Annotated in this window: 13 protein-coding genes; 7 read left to right on the top strand and 6 right to left on the bottom strand. The window is 48.3% G+C overall.

From position 1 onward, the window contains the following. Positions 1 to 39: 39 nt before the first annotated feature. Positions 40 to 936: a phosphogluconate dehydrogenase (NAD(+)-dependent, decarboxylating) gene (gene gnd, locus HP568_RS17045; RefSeq protein WP_048032859.1), complete on the bottom strand. Its 897-nt coding sequence runs from the start codon at positions 934 to 936 to the stop codon at positions 40 to 42. A gap of 171 nt (positions 937 to 1,107) precedes the next feature. Here gnd and HP568_RS17040 point away from each other — a divergent pair, with 171 nt between their 5' ends. The 3 genes from HP568_RS17040 to HP568_RS17030 all read left to right on the top strand — a co-directional run bounded on the left by HP568_RS17040 (position 1,108) and on the right by HP568_RS17030 (position 5,064). After that, a complete protein-coding gene (locus tag HP568_RS17040) occupies positions 1,108 to 1,974 on the top strand; it encodes a MurR/RpiR family transcriptional regulator (RefSeq protein ID WP_048032858.1) in 867 nt (288 codons plus the stop codon). 194 nt (positions 1,975 to 2,168) lie between these two features. Continuing rightward, positions 2,169 to 3,710 carry a gluconokinase gene (gene gntK / locus HP568_RS17035; RefSeq protein ID WP_173629714.1) on the top strand — a complete coding sequence of 514 codons (1,542 nt, stop codon included), beginning with the start codon at positions 2,169 to 2,171 and terminating at the stop codon, positions 3,708 to 3,710. 25 nt (positions 3,711 to 3,735) lie between these two features. After that, positions 3,736 to 5,064 (top strand): GntP family permease, encoded by a 1,329-nt coding sequence (locus tag HP568_RS17030; protein WP_173629713.1) that lies wholly within the window; start codon positions 3,736 to 3,738, stop codon positions 5,062 to 5,064. A 76-nt stretch (positions 5,065 to 5,140) separates the two neighbouring features. Here the strand turns inward: HP568_RS17030 and HP568_RS17025 are convergent, their stop codons facing one another. After that, on the bottom strand, positions 5,141 to 5,563 hold the full coding sequence (locus tag HP568_RS17025; protein ID WP_048032855.1) for a VOC family protein: 423 nt from the start codon (positions 5,561 to 5,563) through the stop codon (positions 5,141 to 5,143). 180 nt (positions 5,564 to 5,743) lie between these two features. On the opposite strand from HP568_RS17025, the gene HP568_RS17020 reads away from it, so the two are divergent. Next, complete coding sequence (locus HP568_RS17020) at positions 5,744 to 5,956, top strand: glycine zipper domain-containing protein (RefSeq protein WP_082196043.1); 213 nt, start codon at positions 5,744 to 5,746, stop codon at positions 5,954 to 5,956. Positions 5,957 to 6,243: 287 nt separating this feature from the next. Here the strand turns inward: HP568_RS17020 and HP568_RS17015 are convergent, their stop codons facing one another. After that, complete coding sequence (locus tag HP568_RS17015) at positions 6,244 to 6,963, bottom strand: hypothetical protein (protein ID WP_173629712.1); 720 nt, start codon at positions 6,961 to 6,963, stop codon at positions 6,244 to 6,246. 735 nt (positions 6,964 to 7,698) lie between these two features. After that, entirely contained in the window at positions 7,699 to 12,312 is a 4,614-nt protein-coding gene (gene gltB, locus HP568_RS17010; RefSeq protein ID WP_173629711.1) for a glutamate synthase large subunit, read from the bottom strand. A gap of 124 nt (positions 12,313 to 12,436) precedes the next feature. Between gltB and gltC the strand changes: the two genes are divergently transcribed. Together gltC and HP568_RS17000 are read left to right on the top strand one after the other, a co-directional pair. Next, positions 12,437 to 13,339 (top strand): glutamate biosynthesis transcriptional regulator GltC, encoded by a 903-nt coding sequence (gene gltC / locus HP568_RS17005; RefSeq protein ID WP_173629710.1) that lies wholly within the window; start codon positions 12,437 to 12,439, stop codon positions 13,337 to 13,339. Positions 13,340 to 13,431: 92 nt separating this feature from the next. Further along, the gene (locus HP568_RS17000) at positions 13,432 to 13,866 is read left to right on the top strand and encodes a VOC family protein (RefSeq protein WP_173629769.1); all 435 of its coding nucleotides are present in this window, start codon (positions 13,432 to 13,434) and stop codon (positions 13,864 to 13,866) included. Positions 13,867 to 14,204: 338 nt separating this feature from the next. Here HP568_RS17000 and HP568_RS16995 read toward each other — a convergent pair whose 3' ends face one another. Both HP568_RS16995 and HP568_RS16990 read right to left on the bottom strand, forming a co-directional pair. Further along, on the bottom strand, positions 14,205 to 14,996 hold the full coding sequence (locus HP568_RS16995; protein ID WP_048032850.1) for an SDR family NAD(P)-dependent oxidoreductase: 792 nt from the start codon (positions 14,994 to 14,996) through the stop codon (positions 14,205 to 14,207). Positions 14,997 to 15,183: 187 nt separating this feature from the next. Further along, positions 15,184 to 16,206, bottom strand: coding sequence for an AraC family transcriptional regulator (locus tag HP568_RS16990; protein WP_173629709.1), 1,023 nt, complete (start codon positions 16,204 to 16,206; stop codon positions 15,184 to 15,186). Positions 16,207 to 16,595: 389 nt separating this feature from the next. Between HP568_RS16990 and HP568_RS16985 the strand changes: the two genes are divergently transcribed. Beyond that, positions 16,596 to 17,297 carry a hypothetical protein gene (locus HP568_RS16985; protein WP_254551298.1) on the top strand — a complete coding sequence of 234 codons (702 nt, stop codon included), beginning with the start codon at positions 16,596 to 16,598 and terminating at the stop codon, positions 17,295 to 17,297. The last annotated feature ends 90 nt before the right edge of the window (positions 17,298 to 17,387 follow it).

Here is a 17,387-nt window from a genome sequence, read left to right as displayed (position 1 = left end):
GCTTCAACCATCAAAGCACCTTTACGGTCATCCCATTTCTTATTTCTTTTCTACGGCATGTCCACCAAATTCATTACGCAAGGCTGCGACCACTTTTCCGTGGAACGTATCCTCGTCCAACGAACGGTAACGCATCAGCAAGGACATGGCAATCACGGGTGTAGCTGCCTGTAGATCCAGCGCTGTTTCCAGCGTCCATTTTCCTTCCCCGGAGGAATGCATGACCCCACGGATTTCATCAAGCTTGGCGTCTTTTCGAAAAGCTCGCTCTGTTAAGTCCATCAGCCAGCCTCGAATGACGGAACCATTTGCCCACACGCGTGCGACCTCAGCAAAATCGTAGTTATACTGGCTTTTCGCAAGTACCTCAAAGCCTTCTCCGATGGCCTGCATCATACCGTATTCGATCCCGTTATGAATCATTTTCAAGAAGTGACCGCTGCCCGCTTCGCCAGCGTACAAATATCCGTTAGCAACGTTAATGTCGCGAATCATCGGCTCGATATGAGTGAATGCTTCCCGATCGCCCCCAATCATCATACATGCTCCGTGGCGCGCTCCCTCCATCCCTCCGCTCGTACCTGCATCCATGAAGTGAATGCCTTTTTCTTTTAAGCGAGCATAGCGATCTAACGATTGCTTGTAATGAGAGTTGCCACCGTCAATGACGATATCTCCTGTATCCAGCAAGGTAGAGAGTTGATCAACTAATTGATCCACAATCTCTCCTGCCGGTACCATCAGCCATATTACGCGAGGTGTCGGCAGCTTCGTCACAGCGTCTTCCACCGAAAATGCTGGAATCGCGCCTTCATGACTCAACTCTTCTGCACGCGTAGAATCTACATCATAGGCTACGACCTCATGCTGATGCGAGAGCAAATTAAGCGTAAGATTGTACCCCATTTTTCCTAACCCGAGGATCGCAAGTTTCATATCGTGTACGTCACTCCTTTTTGGATCATATCCGTTACCACGTATTATAAGACAAAAATTTTCATCTTTCATCAAAAATGAAGAAAATTTTTTCGAACCTATGAAAAGAAGTCTGATTTTCCTTATACTAACAGTACAGATTCACAACGGAACGTTAGGAGGTACCTATTGATGAACGCTTCTACCCCGCATGCTCCTCGTGTGCTCACGCAATTACGCGCCATCTATACGCAATTAAGCGGGAAAGAACAACAGATCGCCGACTATATTTTGGAGCATGCCAGTGAAATTATTCACTTCTCTATCACGGAGCTAGCCGACCAATGCCAATGTGCAGATGCTACCGTATTTCGTCTGTGTCGCAGGCTTGGCTTTCGCGGCTACCAGGCATTCAAAATCGCCTTGGCGAGTGAGGTCACGAATCCGAAGCAAACCATTCACCAAGAAATCAATCTCGACGACGATGACGTCAGTGCAATTGCTGAAAAAATTTTCACAGCGAATATCGAGACGATTCGAGATACGCAGCAGATTATCAATAAAGATGAGTTAATGAAAATCGTCTCCTGTTTGGAAAATGCAAGCCGGATCGAGTTTTATGGCTCGGGAGGCTCTGCCGTCATCGCACAGGATGCGTACCACAAATTTATGCGGACAGGCATCCCTTGTCTCTATCATTCTGATGCGCACTACCAAGTAATGTCCGCCTCTCTGCTTGCCAAAGGAGCTGTCGTCGTAGGCATCTCCCACTCTGGCTCCAATAAAGATATTTTGGCAGCCTTGCAGGTTGCCAAGGAAGCCGGAGCAAAAACAATCGGCATCACAAGCTATGGGAAATCTCCTCTCGTGCGTCTGGCAGACATGTGCTTGTACACGACCTCACGCGAAACGGTATTTCGTACAGAAGCCCTGTCCTCCAGGCTTGCTCAGCTCAGCTTAATTGATCTGCTCTATGTAGCCGTATCCTTACGGCGGCAGGATGATACGATCACCAATATCCAGCACATCCGCGAAGCCATCTCACTCAAACGCCTGTAAATCAGGCGTTTTTTCTTTTGCTTGCCTCACTTGCAACTTGCAGGAGAAAAATGCAAATCATACAAGCATCATGTGAAATGTTCAATAACGAAATAATTTTTTTCTTAATGCTTAACAAATGAAAAAAATTTCGATATAATCGCGTTATCTCCATGACAACACGTTGAAAGCGCATTCAATTAGGGGTGACTTCTATGACACAAACCTACTTTATCGGGCTCGATATCGGGACAACCAGTACTAAAGCAATTGTTTTTACTCCTTCCGGCGCCATCCGCGGTACGGGTAATATCGATTATCAGCTACTCGTTCCCCAGCCGTCTTGGGCTGAGCAAGAGCCGGAGACGATTTTTGCTGCTGTCATCCAGGCATTGAAACAAGCACTGGAGCATGCAGGCATTGCGAAAAGCGAGATCGGTGGTATTGGTTTCTCTACTGCCATGCACAGTCTGATCGCTGTCGACCCGAGTGGCAATCCCCTGACAAACAGCATCATCTGGGCTGACAATCGGAGCGTGGCACAGGCAGATCGACTAAAAGCAGACGGTGTCGGCCACCAGATTTACTTAGCAACGGGCACACCCATCCATCCCATGTCTCCACTGCCCAAAATCATGTGGCTACGGGAGAACTTGCCAGATATGTTTCGGCGGGCAGCCAAGTTTATTTCGATCAAGGAGTATGTCATTTATCGGCTTTTTGGTGAGTATATCGTCGATTACTCCATTGCTTCAGCTACGGGGCTGTTCAATCTGAGAAAGCTCGACTGGGATGAGGAGGCGCTGCGAGTCGCAGGCATTTCCAAGCAACATCTCAGCGAGCCTGTACCGACTACTCATATCCTGCGAGGAATGAAGATTCGCTATGCGGAAGAGATCGGGATCGATCCAGATACGCCTTTCGTTGTCGGTGCCAGCGATGGGGTTTTGGCAAACCTCGGCATCGGTGCCATTGATCACGGACAAGTAGCCATCACGATTGGCACGAGTGGCGCTGTAAGAACAGTAGTTCCAGAGCCGATCACCGATCCAAAAGGACGGACTTTCTGCTACGTACTGACGGAAGATCATTGGGTAATTGGCGGACCATCGAACAACGGTGGGATTATGCTTCGCTGGTTCCGTGACGAATTCAGTTGGCCCGAAGTGGAAAAAGCCAAACAGCTCGGCGTCGACCCTTATGAAGTCATGATTCAAGCTGCTGAGCATGTTCGAGCTGGTGCAGACGGGTTGCTCTTTCTCCCCTTCCTATCCGGCGAACGAGCTCCGTACTGGAACGCCCAAGCAAGAGGCTCCTTCTTCGGTATCGGCCTACATCATAAGCGTGAGCATTTCATCCGAGCTGTTCTTGAAGGAATCTTGTTTAGCGTCTACAGCATCGGTATCGCCCTGCGCGATCTGGCAGGTGGAGCCAAGGAAATCCGTGCATCGGGTGGATTCGCCCGCTCGCGGGAATGGCGCCAGATTATGTCCGACATGTTCGGCTATGAAGTGCTGATTCCGGAAAGTCATGAAAGCTCGAGCTTTGGTGCGGCCCTCTTGGCGATGCATGCATTGGGGGCAATGGATCATTTGCAGGATGTGAAAAAGATGATTCATATTTCGCATCGCCATGAGCCAGATTTGGAACGATCCAGTGTCTATTTGGAGCTTTTCTATATATACGAGCGTGTTTATTACAACCTGCTGGAAGAGTACAAGCTGATAGCCAAATTCCAAAAGCGGTTAAACAACTAGAGACAACAACTAGGGAGGGTTCATCATGCCACTCGTCATTACACTGCTGTCCATCGTCTTCCTGCTCGTTCTCATTACTCGCTTCAAACTGAACCCATTCATCGCACTTTTATTGGCCGCTGGATTTGTGGGAATCGCATCCGGCATGCCGCTTGTAAAAGTTGTGGATTCAATCAAGGATGGGATGGGTGGCACTCTCGGCTTTATTGCGATCGTGCTTGCCTTGGGAACCATGCTTGGCAAAATGATGGCAGAATCTGGCGGTGCCGAACGTATTGCCCGTACTCTCATCAATCGCTTCGGTGAGAAAAACGTACACTGGGCCATGATGTTCGTGGCGTTTATCGTAGGGATTCCGGTATTTTTTCAGGTTGGTTTTGTTCTCTTGATTCCACTCGTGTTTACGATTGCCAGACAAACTGGTGTCTCCCTTGTCAAAATTGGAATACCGCTTGTAGCCGGCCTTTCGATCGTTCACGGGATCGTACCTCCGCATCCTGCTGCTATGGCCGCTGTCGATCTGTTCCAGGCGGATGTTGGTAAAACGATTTTGCTCTCGATCATTGTCGCGCTGCCTTCCGCGATCATTGCAGGACCGATCTACGGCAGTTGGATTAGCAAACGAGTCAAGGCCAGCATTTCTCCAGAGCTCGCTTCCCAATTGGCGGAGCCAAAATCCGAGCGTGATTTGCCTAGCTTTGGGATCACCGTCTTCACCGTCCTGCTCCCTGTGCTGTTAATGTTGTCTGCAACCGTTGCGGATGTAACTCTGCCAAAAGAACATACCATTCGCCAATGGGCTGATTTTATCGGAAGCCCGATTACTTCTCTGTTGATTGCCGTGATTGTCTCCTTCTGGACGCTCGGGTTCAACCGTGGTTTTACCAAAGACGATATTCTCAAATTCACAAATGATTGCTTGGCCCCAACCGCGACAATCTTGCTCGTCATCGGCGCAGGTGGCGCATTTAACAAAGTACTGCTGAACAGTGGTGTGGGTGAATATATTGCCGAGCTCGCTACTGCATCTGCGATCTCCCCTATTTTCCTGGGCTGGCTGATCGCCGCCTTGATCCGTGTAGCAACAGGCTCTGCGACCGTCTCCATGATGACGGCTGCCGGTATCGTAGGTCCGATCGCGCTGCAAATCCCTGGAACAAGCCCTGAGCTCTTGGTACTGGCAACAGGTTCTGGCTCCCTGATCCTGTCTCACGTAAATGATTCCGGCTTCTGGCTAATCAAGGAATACTTCAATATGTCTGTGCAAGATACATTGAAAACGTGGACAGTGATGGAGACCATTCTTTCTGTTGTAGCAATCATTTTGATCATGGGACTGTCCTATATCGTGTAATATGAAATGAAAAACAGGTCTTTTCATCCACATCGCTGGGAGGTAAGGCCTGTTTTTTGTCTGGCTGGATAACTTGCTACTTCATACGTTTGGCAATCGGATGATCTTCATTCAGCTCTAGCAAATCCCACAGGTTGCCATATAAATCCTGAAAGACCGCCACCATTCCATACGGCTGTTCTTTTGGCTCTCTCACAAATTGGATTCCTCTAGCGACCATCTCATGATAATCTCGCCAAAAGTCATCTGTGTTTAAAAAGAGAAAAACTCTCCCGCCAGCCTGATTCCCGATAAATAGCTCTTGCTCAGGTTTGGATGCTTTTGCAAGCAAGATCGTAGTGCCAACAGAACCAGGTGGAGATACCACAACCCACCGCTTGTCCTGTTCTGGCTGATACGTATCTTCCACTAAGGTAAAATGGAGCTTTTTCGTATAAAACGCTATGGCTTCATCATAATCTTTGACCACGAGCGCGATATGGACGATGGATTGAATCATGATCCGGTACCTCCAGCTTTAAATTTTTTGGAATGATAATGATAGGTTCGGGGCAACCTATGCCTTGGGACTGCACGTTTGATATAGCAGAACTTCCCAACACTAATCGAGGGAGTGACAATCTTGGCTACTAACAACGAACGCAATCACAACGATGCTGTTGAGAACAACGACGCGAACATGTCAGGCAGTGGAGCTTCTGAAGCTGTCGGAACAGTTGGCGGTGCGGCAGTAGGTGCTGCCGTAGGTTCTATTTTAGGGCCGCTTGGTACCATTGCAGGTGCGGTTGCCGGGGGTGCACTTGGCAACGAAATGGGAGAAAATGTGGCGGCTGACGGCAATGACACATGGGATGTTGCGAATAATGATGCTGATAGAGAACGAACAGAATAAAGCAAGCTTCTTCTATGTTTGACAAGACGGGGTGTAGGGGCAAAACCTGCACCTCGTTTCATTGGTTCGATCGCTCAACTCTAGGGCAGAATTGTTCAATAAACTATTAGGAATTAGGGATGGAGATCGATAGAAATAAAATAACAGCCAATCGAGAACTTTTTTCTCGTCTAAGATTGCCGCTGATTCGATTTTACGGAAGTGCATAAACGGCTGTAGGCTCGCTGTGAAACCGACGGCGTTTTGACATTATCGATGGTGCTCTTTCCGAAATAATCTATTCCTCCCTACGTTTCCATGGATGACAAACGTTCTAGGATTAATCGTGCCATTTGCCGATAAGCCTCCGATGTCCCGCTATTAAACATTCCCTGCCTCGCCAATTCACGTAAACGGCGGGAAATTTCAGACAACTGTTCCCGACTTGTTGCCGCTAAAATTGTTTCTGTATTGGGAATATTCGATCCTAGTGATGCTGTTATTTCATTATTTGTCATCCCGGAATGGCTAGGCGGAAGTTGTCGCCTAACAGAAGATAGTGCCTGTGAGGGAGTATAGTCTGCACCAATTGTTCCATTCTCGCGAACTGTAAGGGGGATCGGATGAATTTGGTCAGGAGGAACATCCTCAGTAGTACGATAGCGTTGACCTTGTCGATCATCTGGATCATCCTGAAGATGTACGAGTTGTTGTGGTCCGGGGTAAACCGTTAATGTTGTATTCGATATTCCTTTTGAATTATAAAATTGTTGATAGAAATGACTTGGCCGATTATCCGTCAATCCCGTATCCTGTCCTAGATGGACATGTCCTTGGCTATGCTGCTGGAAAGCCTGGCTTCGTGCTGCTTCACTGGCTCCGCCGCGCCCCCCATGATTGGTAAGCAAACCATTTTGCAGAATGCTGTCAACATTGCTATTGCGGGTAACGTGAGAAAAACGGGCTCGTTCTTCCGCCTCGCGAACGACATTAGAACTATGCTCGCGATAAAGTCCTCCGAATGCCATCCGCGAAGGCCCATCATCAATATCTGGTTCATTTCCGCATATTTCTCCATTTTTGCAATTATTATTGTTGCAAACGGAGCACCGCTGAATGACGGTTGACTTGGACTTCCTCTGTATAGTTTTGGGTATGATTGGTGAACATGCAGGGCATAAGCATCCATTAGAGTGCGTCTGCGACTTATTCGATGTTTTTGAGAGGGAGGGAAGAGTTCGGGTTAGCAGTTGAGTGACAGCGCGGTTTCCAATCGTCCTCTGCAATTGCATCATACTTTGATAGGAATTACCCACATGCTGATTGATAGCTGTTGAAGCCGACAAAACCTTTGATTCATAATTCCGTCCTTCTTCCGACTTTCGATGAGTACCTACTTTCCCATTTCCCATACTAGTCATCCCTCCAAAGAAAACGATCATCTACATACTAATTTTACCATATTACGGGAGTCTGTGTCCTATTATCAGCTAGAATGAAACGAGAACAGCCTCGATTTAAGCTACTGGGACACGATAGTTGAATAAACAGCGGCAGTCTATGACTTTATTTTCTCGAACATGGCTTTGTTTCCGATTTTTTTGGCGAGCTACAAGACATGCGGTGTAGAATTTTTAGGGAAGCATACCATACTTAAATTGTAATTGGTAAAACCTTACATCTATCCTATGACATCATGGACAAGTGATTGGTTACCAAAGAAAAAGCCGACGACTCACAACATAAGTCATCGGCTATCCTCCTTATTTACCCACAGAAACAAAGGCTTGCTCGGGCGCTTTCTTTTTAGGTGCTTTGGCATCGCCTTTCTTCTGGCTCATTTCAAAAGCGGCCAAAATCGCCTCTTGACGCTTCATACCGGATTTCTCCAACTCCTCCATCGTGGAGACGATTTGCTTGTAATCTTTTGGAATGACTTTGACAAACTGCTGGACGGTACGTTCCCACTCATCGAGCAAAGCTTGGGCATGACGGCTGCCTGTGTGGCTAACATGGTTTTCCAGCAAGCGTTTGACTCGATTGACCTCCCGTTGATCTTCCAGTGTCTCCAGGAGTACCATCTCCTGGTTGCACATCGCGGCAAACTTCTCTTTATCCTCAGCCAGAACATACGCTGTACCGCCTGACATGCCTGCTGCAAAGTTTTTGCCGACAGGGCCGAGAACGACGACGCGTCCTCCTGTCATGTACTCGCAGCCATGATCGCCTACTCCTTCCACAACCGCCGTCACTCCGCTGTTGCGAACGCAGAATCGTTCACCAGCCATCCCGTTGATATACGCCTCACCAGACGTTGCTCCGTAGAACGCAACGTTTCCGATAATCATGTTGTGCTCAGGAGCGAATTTGCTGTTTTTCGCTGGTGCGACCGCAATTTTGCCGCCCGACAACCCTTTTCCTACGTAGTCGTTCGCATCTCCCTCGAGATGAAGCGTGATCCCTCGTGGAACAAATGCCCCGAAGCTTTGACCTGCCGAGCCAGTAAAATGCAGGCGGATTGTATCCTCCGGCAGACCGTGCTCGCCAAAGCGTTTGGTTACCTCGCTGCCCAAGATCGTACCAACCACGCGATTCGTATTGGTGATGGTGAGCTTTGCCTCTACCTGCTGCTGTTTATTCAATGCTGGCTTGCACAGCTTGAGCAGTTTTTGACGATCCAGCGTTTCTTCCAGCTTGTGATCCTGGTTGCGTTGATGATAGCGGCCCACTTCCTCGGAGACATCTGGTTGGAACAAGAGTGCAGACAAATCAACATGCTTGGCTTTCCAGTGTTCTTTTGCCTTGTCGTTCATTTTCAGCACATGGCTCTGACCGACCATCGACTCGATGGAGTGATAGCCCAGCTCCGCCATGATCTCACGAACTTCACGGGCTACGAGACGCATGAAATTCACGGCGTGCTGCGGATCGCCTTTAAACCGTTTGCGCAACTCAGGATTTTGTGTCGCTACACCCACTGGGCATGTATCGAGGTGGCATACGCGAGCCATGACACACCCGATGGAAACAAGTGGTGCGGTAGCGAAGCCGAATTCCTCCGCACCAAGTAAAGCTGCAATGACGACATCACGTCCTGTCATCAGTTTACCGTCCGTCTCCAGAACCACACGGTCGCGCAACTGGTTCAACAACAGCGTCTGATGTGTCTCAGCAAGACCGAGCTCCCATGGCAGCCCTGCGTGCTTGATGCTTGATTTTGGGGAAGCGCCGGTGCCTCCATCGTGTCCACTGACGACAATGACATCTGCCAGACCTTTTGCCACACCAGCCGCAATTGTTCCGACTCCAGCCTTGGATACGAGCTTCACGCTGATCCGTGCACGTGGATTCGCATTTTTCAAGTCAAAAATCAGCTGTGCCAAGTCCTCAATCGAGTAAATATCGTGATGAGGCGGCGGCGAAATGAGTCCAACTCCTGGTGTCGATCCGCGTACTTCGGCAATCCACGGGTAGACTTTGCTTCCTGGTAATTGACCGCCTTCGCCCGGCTTTGCTCCTTGTGCCATCTTAATTTGGATCTCTGAGGCATTGACCAAGTAATGACTGGATACGCCAAAGCGTCCTGATGCGACTTGCTTAATGGCACTGCGTCGCAAATCGCCGTTTTCATCCATGATGTAACGTGCCGAATCTTCGCCACCTTCCCCGCTGTTGCTTTTCGCACCTAAACGGTTCATGGCGATTGCTAAGGTCTCATGCGCTTCCTTGCTGAGAGAGCCGTATGACATCGCCCCCGTTTTAAAACGATGAACAATGGAGTCAACTGATTCTACTTCGTTCAGCGGGATCGGCTGTCGATTGGACTTGAAATCGAGCAAATGGCGAAGGGCTACGAATTGCTGTGCCGTCGCTTGCTCTGCATAGATTTTGTACTGCTCATAGCTACCTTCCCGGCAAGCTTTTTGCAGGGCATGAACCGTCTTCGGGTTGAATAGGTGGAACTCACCGTCACGGCGGAACTGAAAATCGCTGCCTGCCTCCAATGCTTCCTCGGAATGCTCTGGCAAAAATGCTTTCGCATGGCGAAGCAAAGTCTCTTGCGCAATCACATCCAGTCCGATCCCCGAAATCTGCGAAGGTGTACGGCTAAAATAACGATCGATGACCGCAGAATGAATGCCTACTGCCTCAAAAATTTGTGCGCCACGGTAGCTCTGAATCGTCGAAATGCCCATCTTGGACATGACTTTTACGACACCTTCTACGGCTGTTTGCAGGTACACTTCGATTGCTTCGTCGCTTGTGAGATCCTTCACCTTATTCGATTCAACCAAATGGTTCACAGTTGAGATAGCGACGTATGGGTTGATCGCGTCGGCACCGTAACCAATCAGCATGGCGAACTGGTGTACATCACGCGGTTCTCCGGATTCGATGATGATGCTCGCTTTGGTACGTGTCCCTGCGCGGACGAGATGATGGTGAAGTCCACTTCCAGCCAGCAAGGCAGGGATCGCAGCCAAATCTTGATTCATCCCGCGATCTGATAAAATCAGCAAGGAGTAACCAGCAGCAATCGCTTCATCCGCCACAGCGAACAATTGATCAAGTGCCAGCTCTAGCCCCTGTTCTCCCCCTTGTGCCGGGAAGAGTATCGACAATGTTTTCGCCTTAAACTCTTGGTATGGGTTCGCGCGAAGCTTCGCCAGCTCTTGATTGGAGATCAAAGGATTGGTCAAACGAATTCTTCGGCAATTGCTCGCATCCGGTGCAAGCAGGTTTCCTTCCGCGCCAAGCACAGTATGTGTCGATGTTACGCAAGCCTCCCGTAGCGCATCAATCGGCGGATTCGTGACTTGGGCGAAGGACTGTTTGAAATAGTGGTACAAAAGCTGGGCGCGATCTGACAATACCGCGAGTGGTGTGTCTACGCCCATCGAACCGATGGGGTCTTTCTGCTCAGCCACCATCGGGGCAAGTACCTTGTCGACTTCCTCCTGTGTATAGCCAAAAGCTTTTTGGTGCGCAAGCAGGCTCTCTCCTTGCAGCTCCTCCGTGTGACCTGCTGCTGGCAAATCCTCAATAGCATGCAGGTTGTTTTTCACCCATTCCCCATATGGCTGTTCACTTGCGATTTTTTGCTTGATTTCCTCGTCAGACACGATTCTGCCTTCCTCGAGGTCGACGAGCAGCATCCGTCCAGGACTAAGTCGTCCCTTCTGAACAATCGTTTCATCTGGTACTTCGAGAACTCCAACCTCCGATGAGAAAATGATGGTATCATCAGACGTCACATAGTATCTCGCCGGTCGCAAGCCATTGCGGTCGAGAATCGCGCCGATGTGTCTGCCATCCGTGAAAGAAATGGCTGTTGGACCATCCCACGGCTCCATGAGGCAACTGTGATACTCGTAAAAAGCTTTCTTATTCTCGTCGATTCGCTCATCCTGATCCCACGGTTCGGGAATCATCATCATCGCAACATGCGGCAAGGAGCGACCTGCCAACGCGAAAAACTCCACGCAGTTATCCAAAATCGCCGAATCACTGCCCGCCATATCAATGACTGGCACCACTTTTGCCAAATCAGCACCAAAGGCCTCGGACTGAAACATTTTTTCACGAGCCATCATCCAGTTCATGTTTCCTTGCAAGGTGTTAATTTCCCCGTTGTGAATCAAATAACGATTCGGGTGTGCCCTCTCCCATGTAGGGAATGTGTTCGTGCTGAAACGGGAGTGAACGACAGAAAAGACAGAGGTGTAAGAATTTTCTTGCAAATCTAGATAAAAAGCATCCAGTTGTCCTGGTGTGAGCAATCCTTTATACACAATCGTACGCGAAGACATGGAAGCGGCGTAAAAATCAGCACCTGCTACCTGTTCCACCTGCTTGCGAATGACGTAAAGCTTCCGTTCAAATGCCATTTGGTCCTGGATATTCGAGCTCGCTCCGATGAATACTTGGCGGACATAAGGCTGACTCGCTACAGCCGTTTTGCCGATTTTCGTCGCATCGACAGGAACTGTTCTCCAGCCGAGCAGCTTTTGTCCCTCTGCTGCAACAATCGCCTCCAGCTGATCTTCATACTTTTGCCGTTTCGCTGCATCCATCGGAAGAAACAGCATACCAACACCGTATTTGCCTGGCGCTGGCAGCGTGATATTCAGCTCTTTACAGGTCTTTTTGAAAAAGGCGTGTGGAATTTGAGTTAAAATCCCTGCACCGTCTCCCGTTTCCGGATCACTGCCTTGACCGCCGCGGTGTTCCAGTTGGCACAGAATTTTCAGACCTTTTCGGACCATATCATGCGTCGATTTCGATTTCAAATTTGCAATAAAACCAATTCCGCAAGCGTCATGTTCGAAAATCGGATCGTACAGACCTTGCTTAGCAGGCATTCCTTGTGTCGTCATGTATCTCCACTCTCCTTGCTCTCTCTGGTATGTACATTTTAGATTGAGTGAAACGATACAAACAATATATAATTTATGCAAAATCTATCTCAAATCGAGATCAATAGGTAAGGTGGGGGTATTCATGGAGCTACGACAGATTCAATACTTCATCGAGGTTGCCAAACGAGAGCACTTTACCGAAGCCTCACATCATCTGCACGTCGCCCAATCTGCCCTCAGTCGGCAAATCGCCAATCTGGAGGAGGAGCTCGGTGTATCGCTGTTCCTCCGTGAAGGTCGCAATATCAAGCTGACGGCAGTTGGAAAAATCTTTTTGCAGCACGTCGAAATGGCGATGAACGAAATCGAGAAGGCAAAAGAGAAGATTGAGGAGTTCCTAGACCCTTCTCTCGGTACGATTCGTGTTGGTTTTACGAGCAGCCTCGCCGCCAATCCCCTTCCGACGGTCATCTCCGGTTTTCGAGCCCGGTACCCAGACATCGGCTTTCAATTAAAACAGGGCTCTTATCAGGGGCTGATCGACTCGGTCATCAACGGTGAAATTGACTTGGCTTTTCTTGGACCTGTACCCACTCAGGAAAAAAATGTGCGCAGCCACATCTTCTTTGCTGAAAATATCGTGGCACTGCTGCCTGCGAAACACCCGCTGTCCAAGCAACCAAGCTTGCGTCTCAGTCAGTTGCAGGAAGATACGTTTGTGTTGTTTCCACCCGGTTTCATCCTCCGCAATATCGCAGTCAATGCTTGTTCACAGATGGGCTTTTCTCCGAAAGTTGCTTTTGAAGGGGAAGATATCGATGCCATTAAAGGATTGGTGGCGGCAGGCTTGGGAGTCACATTATTGCCAGAGCTTACTTTAACGGATAACGTTCCCCGTGAGACAGTGAAAATCCCGATAAGTGAGCCATTGGTGACGCGAACAGTGGGCATTATCATCCCCAACAACCGGGAGCTTCCCCCTTCTGAAAAGCTTTTTTATCATTTTCTGAAAGAGTTTTTTGATGTGCTGAGTAAGTACAGTTAAGGGGGAAAGAAAATCAAACTACTGACAGACAGTTGTCAGTAGGCGGTCCTTATAATCGAAAGTACCATCCATTTGAAGGAGGAATTTCGATGATGAGCTACAACCAAACCTTACGGGGCTTTGCTACCATCAGTTATTGGGCGGATGATGTGCAGGCGGCAAAAAAGTGGTACACGGAATTATTGGGCATTGCACCGTACTTCGAGCGGTCTGGACCGGATGGGCAGCTCGCCTATGTCGAGTTTCGCATTGGAGACTACAAGCACGAACTAGGCCTCATTGATCGCCGTTTCGCACCTGCTGCTGCGGTACCTGGTCCGGGTGGCGCTGTGATGTACTGGCACGTCGACGATATCGAATCCGTACTGAATAAGTTGCTATCCATGGGAGCTAGAGAGTACGAACCCCTGATCCAGCGTGGTGACGGATTCATAACGGCTTCAGTCCTTGATCCGTTTGGGAATGTCCTCGGCATCATGTACAATTCTCACTACCTGGAGATACTCGGTTCGTTTCAAACAGAGTAAGCGCAAGAAAAAGTCCTGATGAACAGATGCATCAGGACTTTTGTGTATCTTCATTCGGTTGCAGAAAATTCCCGTGTGCTGACTTCTCTGGCGCTTGGTCGCGTCAATCTCGGTATTGGCAGGGCTCGCGGCTGTTTTTCTGGTGGAAAACCGAAGCTAGTTATTACCTCTATCCCCTTCTGTTCCAACCACTTCTTCGCTTCATCCATATCTATGCGATCAATTTGAAAGGTAACATGACGTAACGAAACGTGATAAGGGGTATCTACCCGGTCTGTCTCCCATAGTCCTAACCGGCTTTGCCCTTTTTCAATTCTGATCGATACATGGAATTCATGTTAAAAAATAGTTGGCACCATGCCCCCATCCATACGGATAGGTGAACCTTTAAATGCGGTTGCATAAGGGCTGGATACGAATGCTACCAGTCTCCCTATTTCAAAAGGCCTGATAAACCGCTGTAATTCGGATTGGGGCAGGTTTGCGGCCATAAATTGATTCTCTTTTTCCGAAAATGCCATATCATCAGGGAACAAACGATCAATGATTTGATATACATTTTCGGAAAGCGTTGGTCCTGGCATGATTGTATTGGAGGTGACTTCCGTTCCAATCGTTTGTTTAGATAGGCTTTTTGACAGTGATAAAAGCATAGATTTCGTCATGCAATACTGAGGCATTTGCCCCGAAGGCATGATCGCTTCTTCACTTGCTATAAAGATGATTCGTCCATAATTGTTCTTCAACATGGTAGGCAAGTAAAATTTAGATAATCCATTAGCGGCAAGGACATTTGTTCGGAAGTATTTTTCCCATACTTCATCGTCAACGTCTTCATAGGACATGATCTCATAAATACCCATATTGTTAACGAGAATATCCACGTGGGGATATTTCTCAAATAATGCTTCTCTTTGCTTCTTATCTACAATATCAGCCGTAGCATTCTGAGGAGAAGTATCCGGGAATTCCGACTTCAATTCATTTACGATTCGTTCTACCTCTTCATCATTCCGTCCATTTACGAGGACATTGACGCCTTCTCTGGCAAGCTCAATGGCAATTGCTTTCCCGATACCTTTCGTCGATCCAGTAACTAAAGCAGTTTTGTTCCTTAATCCCATATCCATAACACTTGTCTCCTTTGTAGTCATTCACGGCAAGCTGACTAGAAGTTCATCTTGGAACATTCTTGTGCTCCGGATAGAGATTATCGTACTTTGTCTGGATCGTTCGGTAACTAGCGTACAATGCCAAATTTCTTGCTGGACCCGCCAATTATGGAAACAGAGAAAATGGTAGCCCTGCTTGGAACCGTTAGCTTGGGAATTTGACGGCAGAATTGACCCGAAAGTATTCGGAACGCCAATGGGAAGGTGTATCGCCTTCCCAAAGCCGAAAGGCCCGGTAGAATGAGTTCTGATCTTCATATCCAAGCAAGAAAGCCACTTCTTTTATATCGAGCTTGGGATCGGCTAAGTATTCTCGCGCCTGTTCATGTCGAGCCTGTGTTAACAGTTGCTTGAACGTTGTGCATTCATCCGTAAGACGGCGCTGCAAGGTACGATCACTCATGCCCAGCTCGCTGGCAATAGCTCGAATATCTAGGCGGCCTCCGGATAGACTTCGCTTCAAGCTCCATTTGACCATCTCAGCAATGGAATGACTGCACTGTTCATCCAATGATCGGTCCAATACAGGTGTCAATATCTCCAACAATTCTTTGTTATACGAAAGAAAGACGCCGTCCAAATCGCGTCGATGGAGCGTTAATCGGTTCTCGGTGGCACCAATCCGTATAGGGCAACCGAAGTAAGCCTCAAGGGCAGTTACATCTCCCATCGCGTGAGAAAATTCAACGGACTGTGCAGTTAATCGCTTGCCCGTGCCCCGTCGCCCAAGTTCTAAAAGAAAGGCGAGTGTGGTTCCAACCAGGACTGGTGGTCCGGGTTGCTCGCTATACATCCACTCCAATTCGATTGTACAGTGCTCGCCCTCCTCTGTTATACGCAACCTTTCCGGAGGGCACAGTTGTTTGTACCGGGCCATTCGATTAAGCGCGTCGCGATAGTCACGAGCATGGTAGGTCGCTAAAACAGTCGGTGGGTATTGTGCCGTTTCAAAGGCGGTTGAAAGCTTGATGATTCCGGTAGCAATGTCACCAACAAGATCAGAGTACGCTTGCCAGATGCTGAAATATTGGGCAGTCGTGACTACAGCTGGTTCTGTAAGAATGGTGAGCGGCAGGCGCGCTTTGCGAACTAGATCGTGGGGGGCAATCCCTATTCGTTGTAATCCCGCCCAAAATCCCGCCGGAAACTTTATACGGTCTGGTTTCATTACGTATGGATCTCCTTTAGTTGCTTACCGATTCGTTCCGCTTATACTTAAGTATACATGAAGGTGATCGTACGCGTTATTATTGCTTGCCTGGCAGCAACGGGTGCTCTTTGCCTTGCACGCTTATGCCTCTTTCCCCTTTTACACAAAAAGTAAGCTCTACCAAAGGGCTTTTCGTAGATAGAGTGATACTCTTTGATCGGTAAAATGTATAGTCGGATACAACAACTTCCATATCATACCGGGGAAAAAACCGACCAGCATACCCCTCACCCCTCTCTGAATAAGGGGCAAATTATAGCGGAATGGAGAAAGTTTTACTATGATAGGGGAATAGTGGCACATTTCAGCATATTCAGCACGACTATTTTTCCGAGGAAAAAGAAGAGTTGTATTGGGAGCTCCTGTTTCATCAAAATACGATTTATCCATGTACATATGCTGCACTTCCCTATTTGGTAGAGATCGCTCTAAAAGCAGAGAGCCCCGATATTTTGTTGGACATCTTCATAACCTGCGGCATTTTCGAAGCCAGTAGCGAAAATGCGCCTCATTGGGATGTGCCATCGGAGTTTTTACGAGATCAGACACAACTAGAACCAGAAACCTTAAGAGAAATCTGTCTAGAATACCGACGTGCTATTCTATTACTGACAGAGCAGACAGAATCACTCCTTCACCAAGTATCAATGGGAGAGCATGAAGCAGACAAGCGCTACATACTAGCCGGGGACGCTGCGTTTCGTGGGGACAAAGACATTGCAAACATGCTCCTCACTTTTTCAGAGGGAGACGAATATGTAACGGTGTGTCCAACGTGCGAGCAGTCTATCTATATATGGCCAGATGAGGAAGAGGATGTCTTGTACGGTTACGAAGAAGATCCCGTTTTTCACGATAAAGGGAAACGACTTTCAATCATCGCCAAAAGACCGGACATGACAAATGACAGCGGACTTCAGGAATTATACCAACGTGCGCTTGCCATTGGGGATAAGAAGCTGCTTGCCCACCTTCCTTATCTTGCTGGTGAATTGAACTGCTGCTCATGCGACACCCCTATCCAAGTTTGGAAGGGACTTTTTCCCTAAACAACAAAAGGCCCCAGCTAATGCCGCGGCCTTTTTGCTTTACCATGCAGATACATCTGCCAAGGAGCCTTTCGTTGCTTGTAACAAGCC

This window comes from Brevibacillus sp. MS2.2, from assembly GCF_013284345.1.
Classification (GTDB): domain Bacteria; phylum Bacillota; class Bacilli; order Brevibacillales; family Brevibacillaceae; genus Brevibacillus; species Brevibacillus brevis_C.
This window is presented reverse-complemented; position numbering and strand designations above follow the sequence as displayed.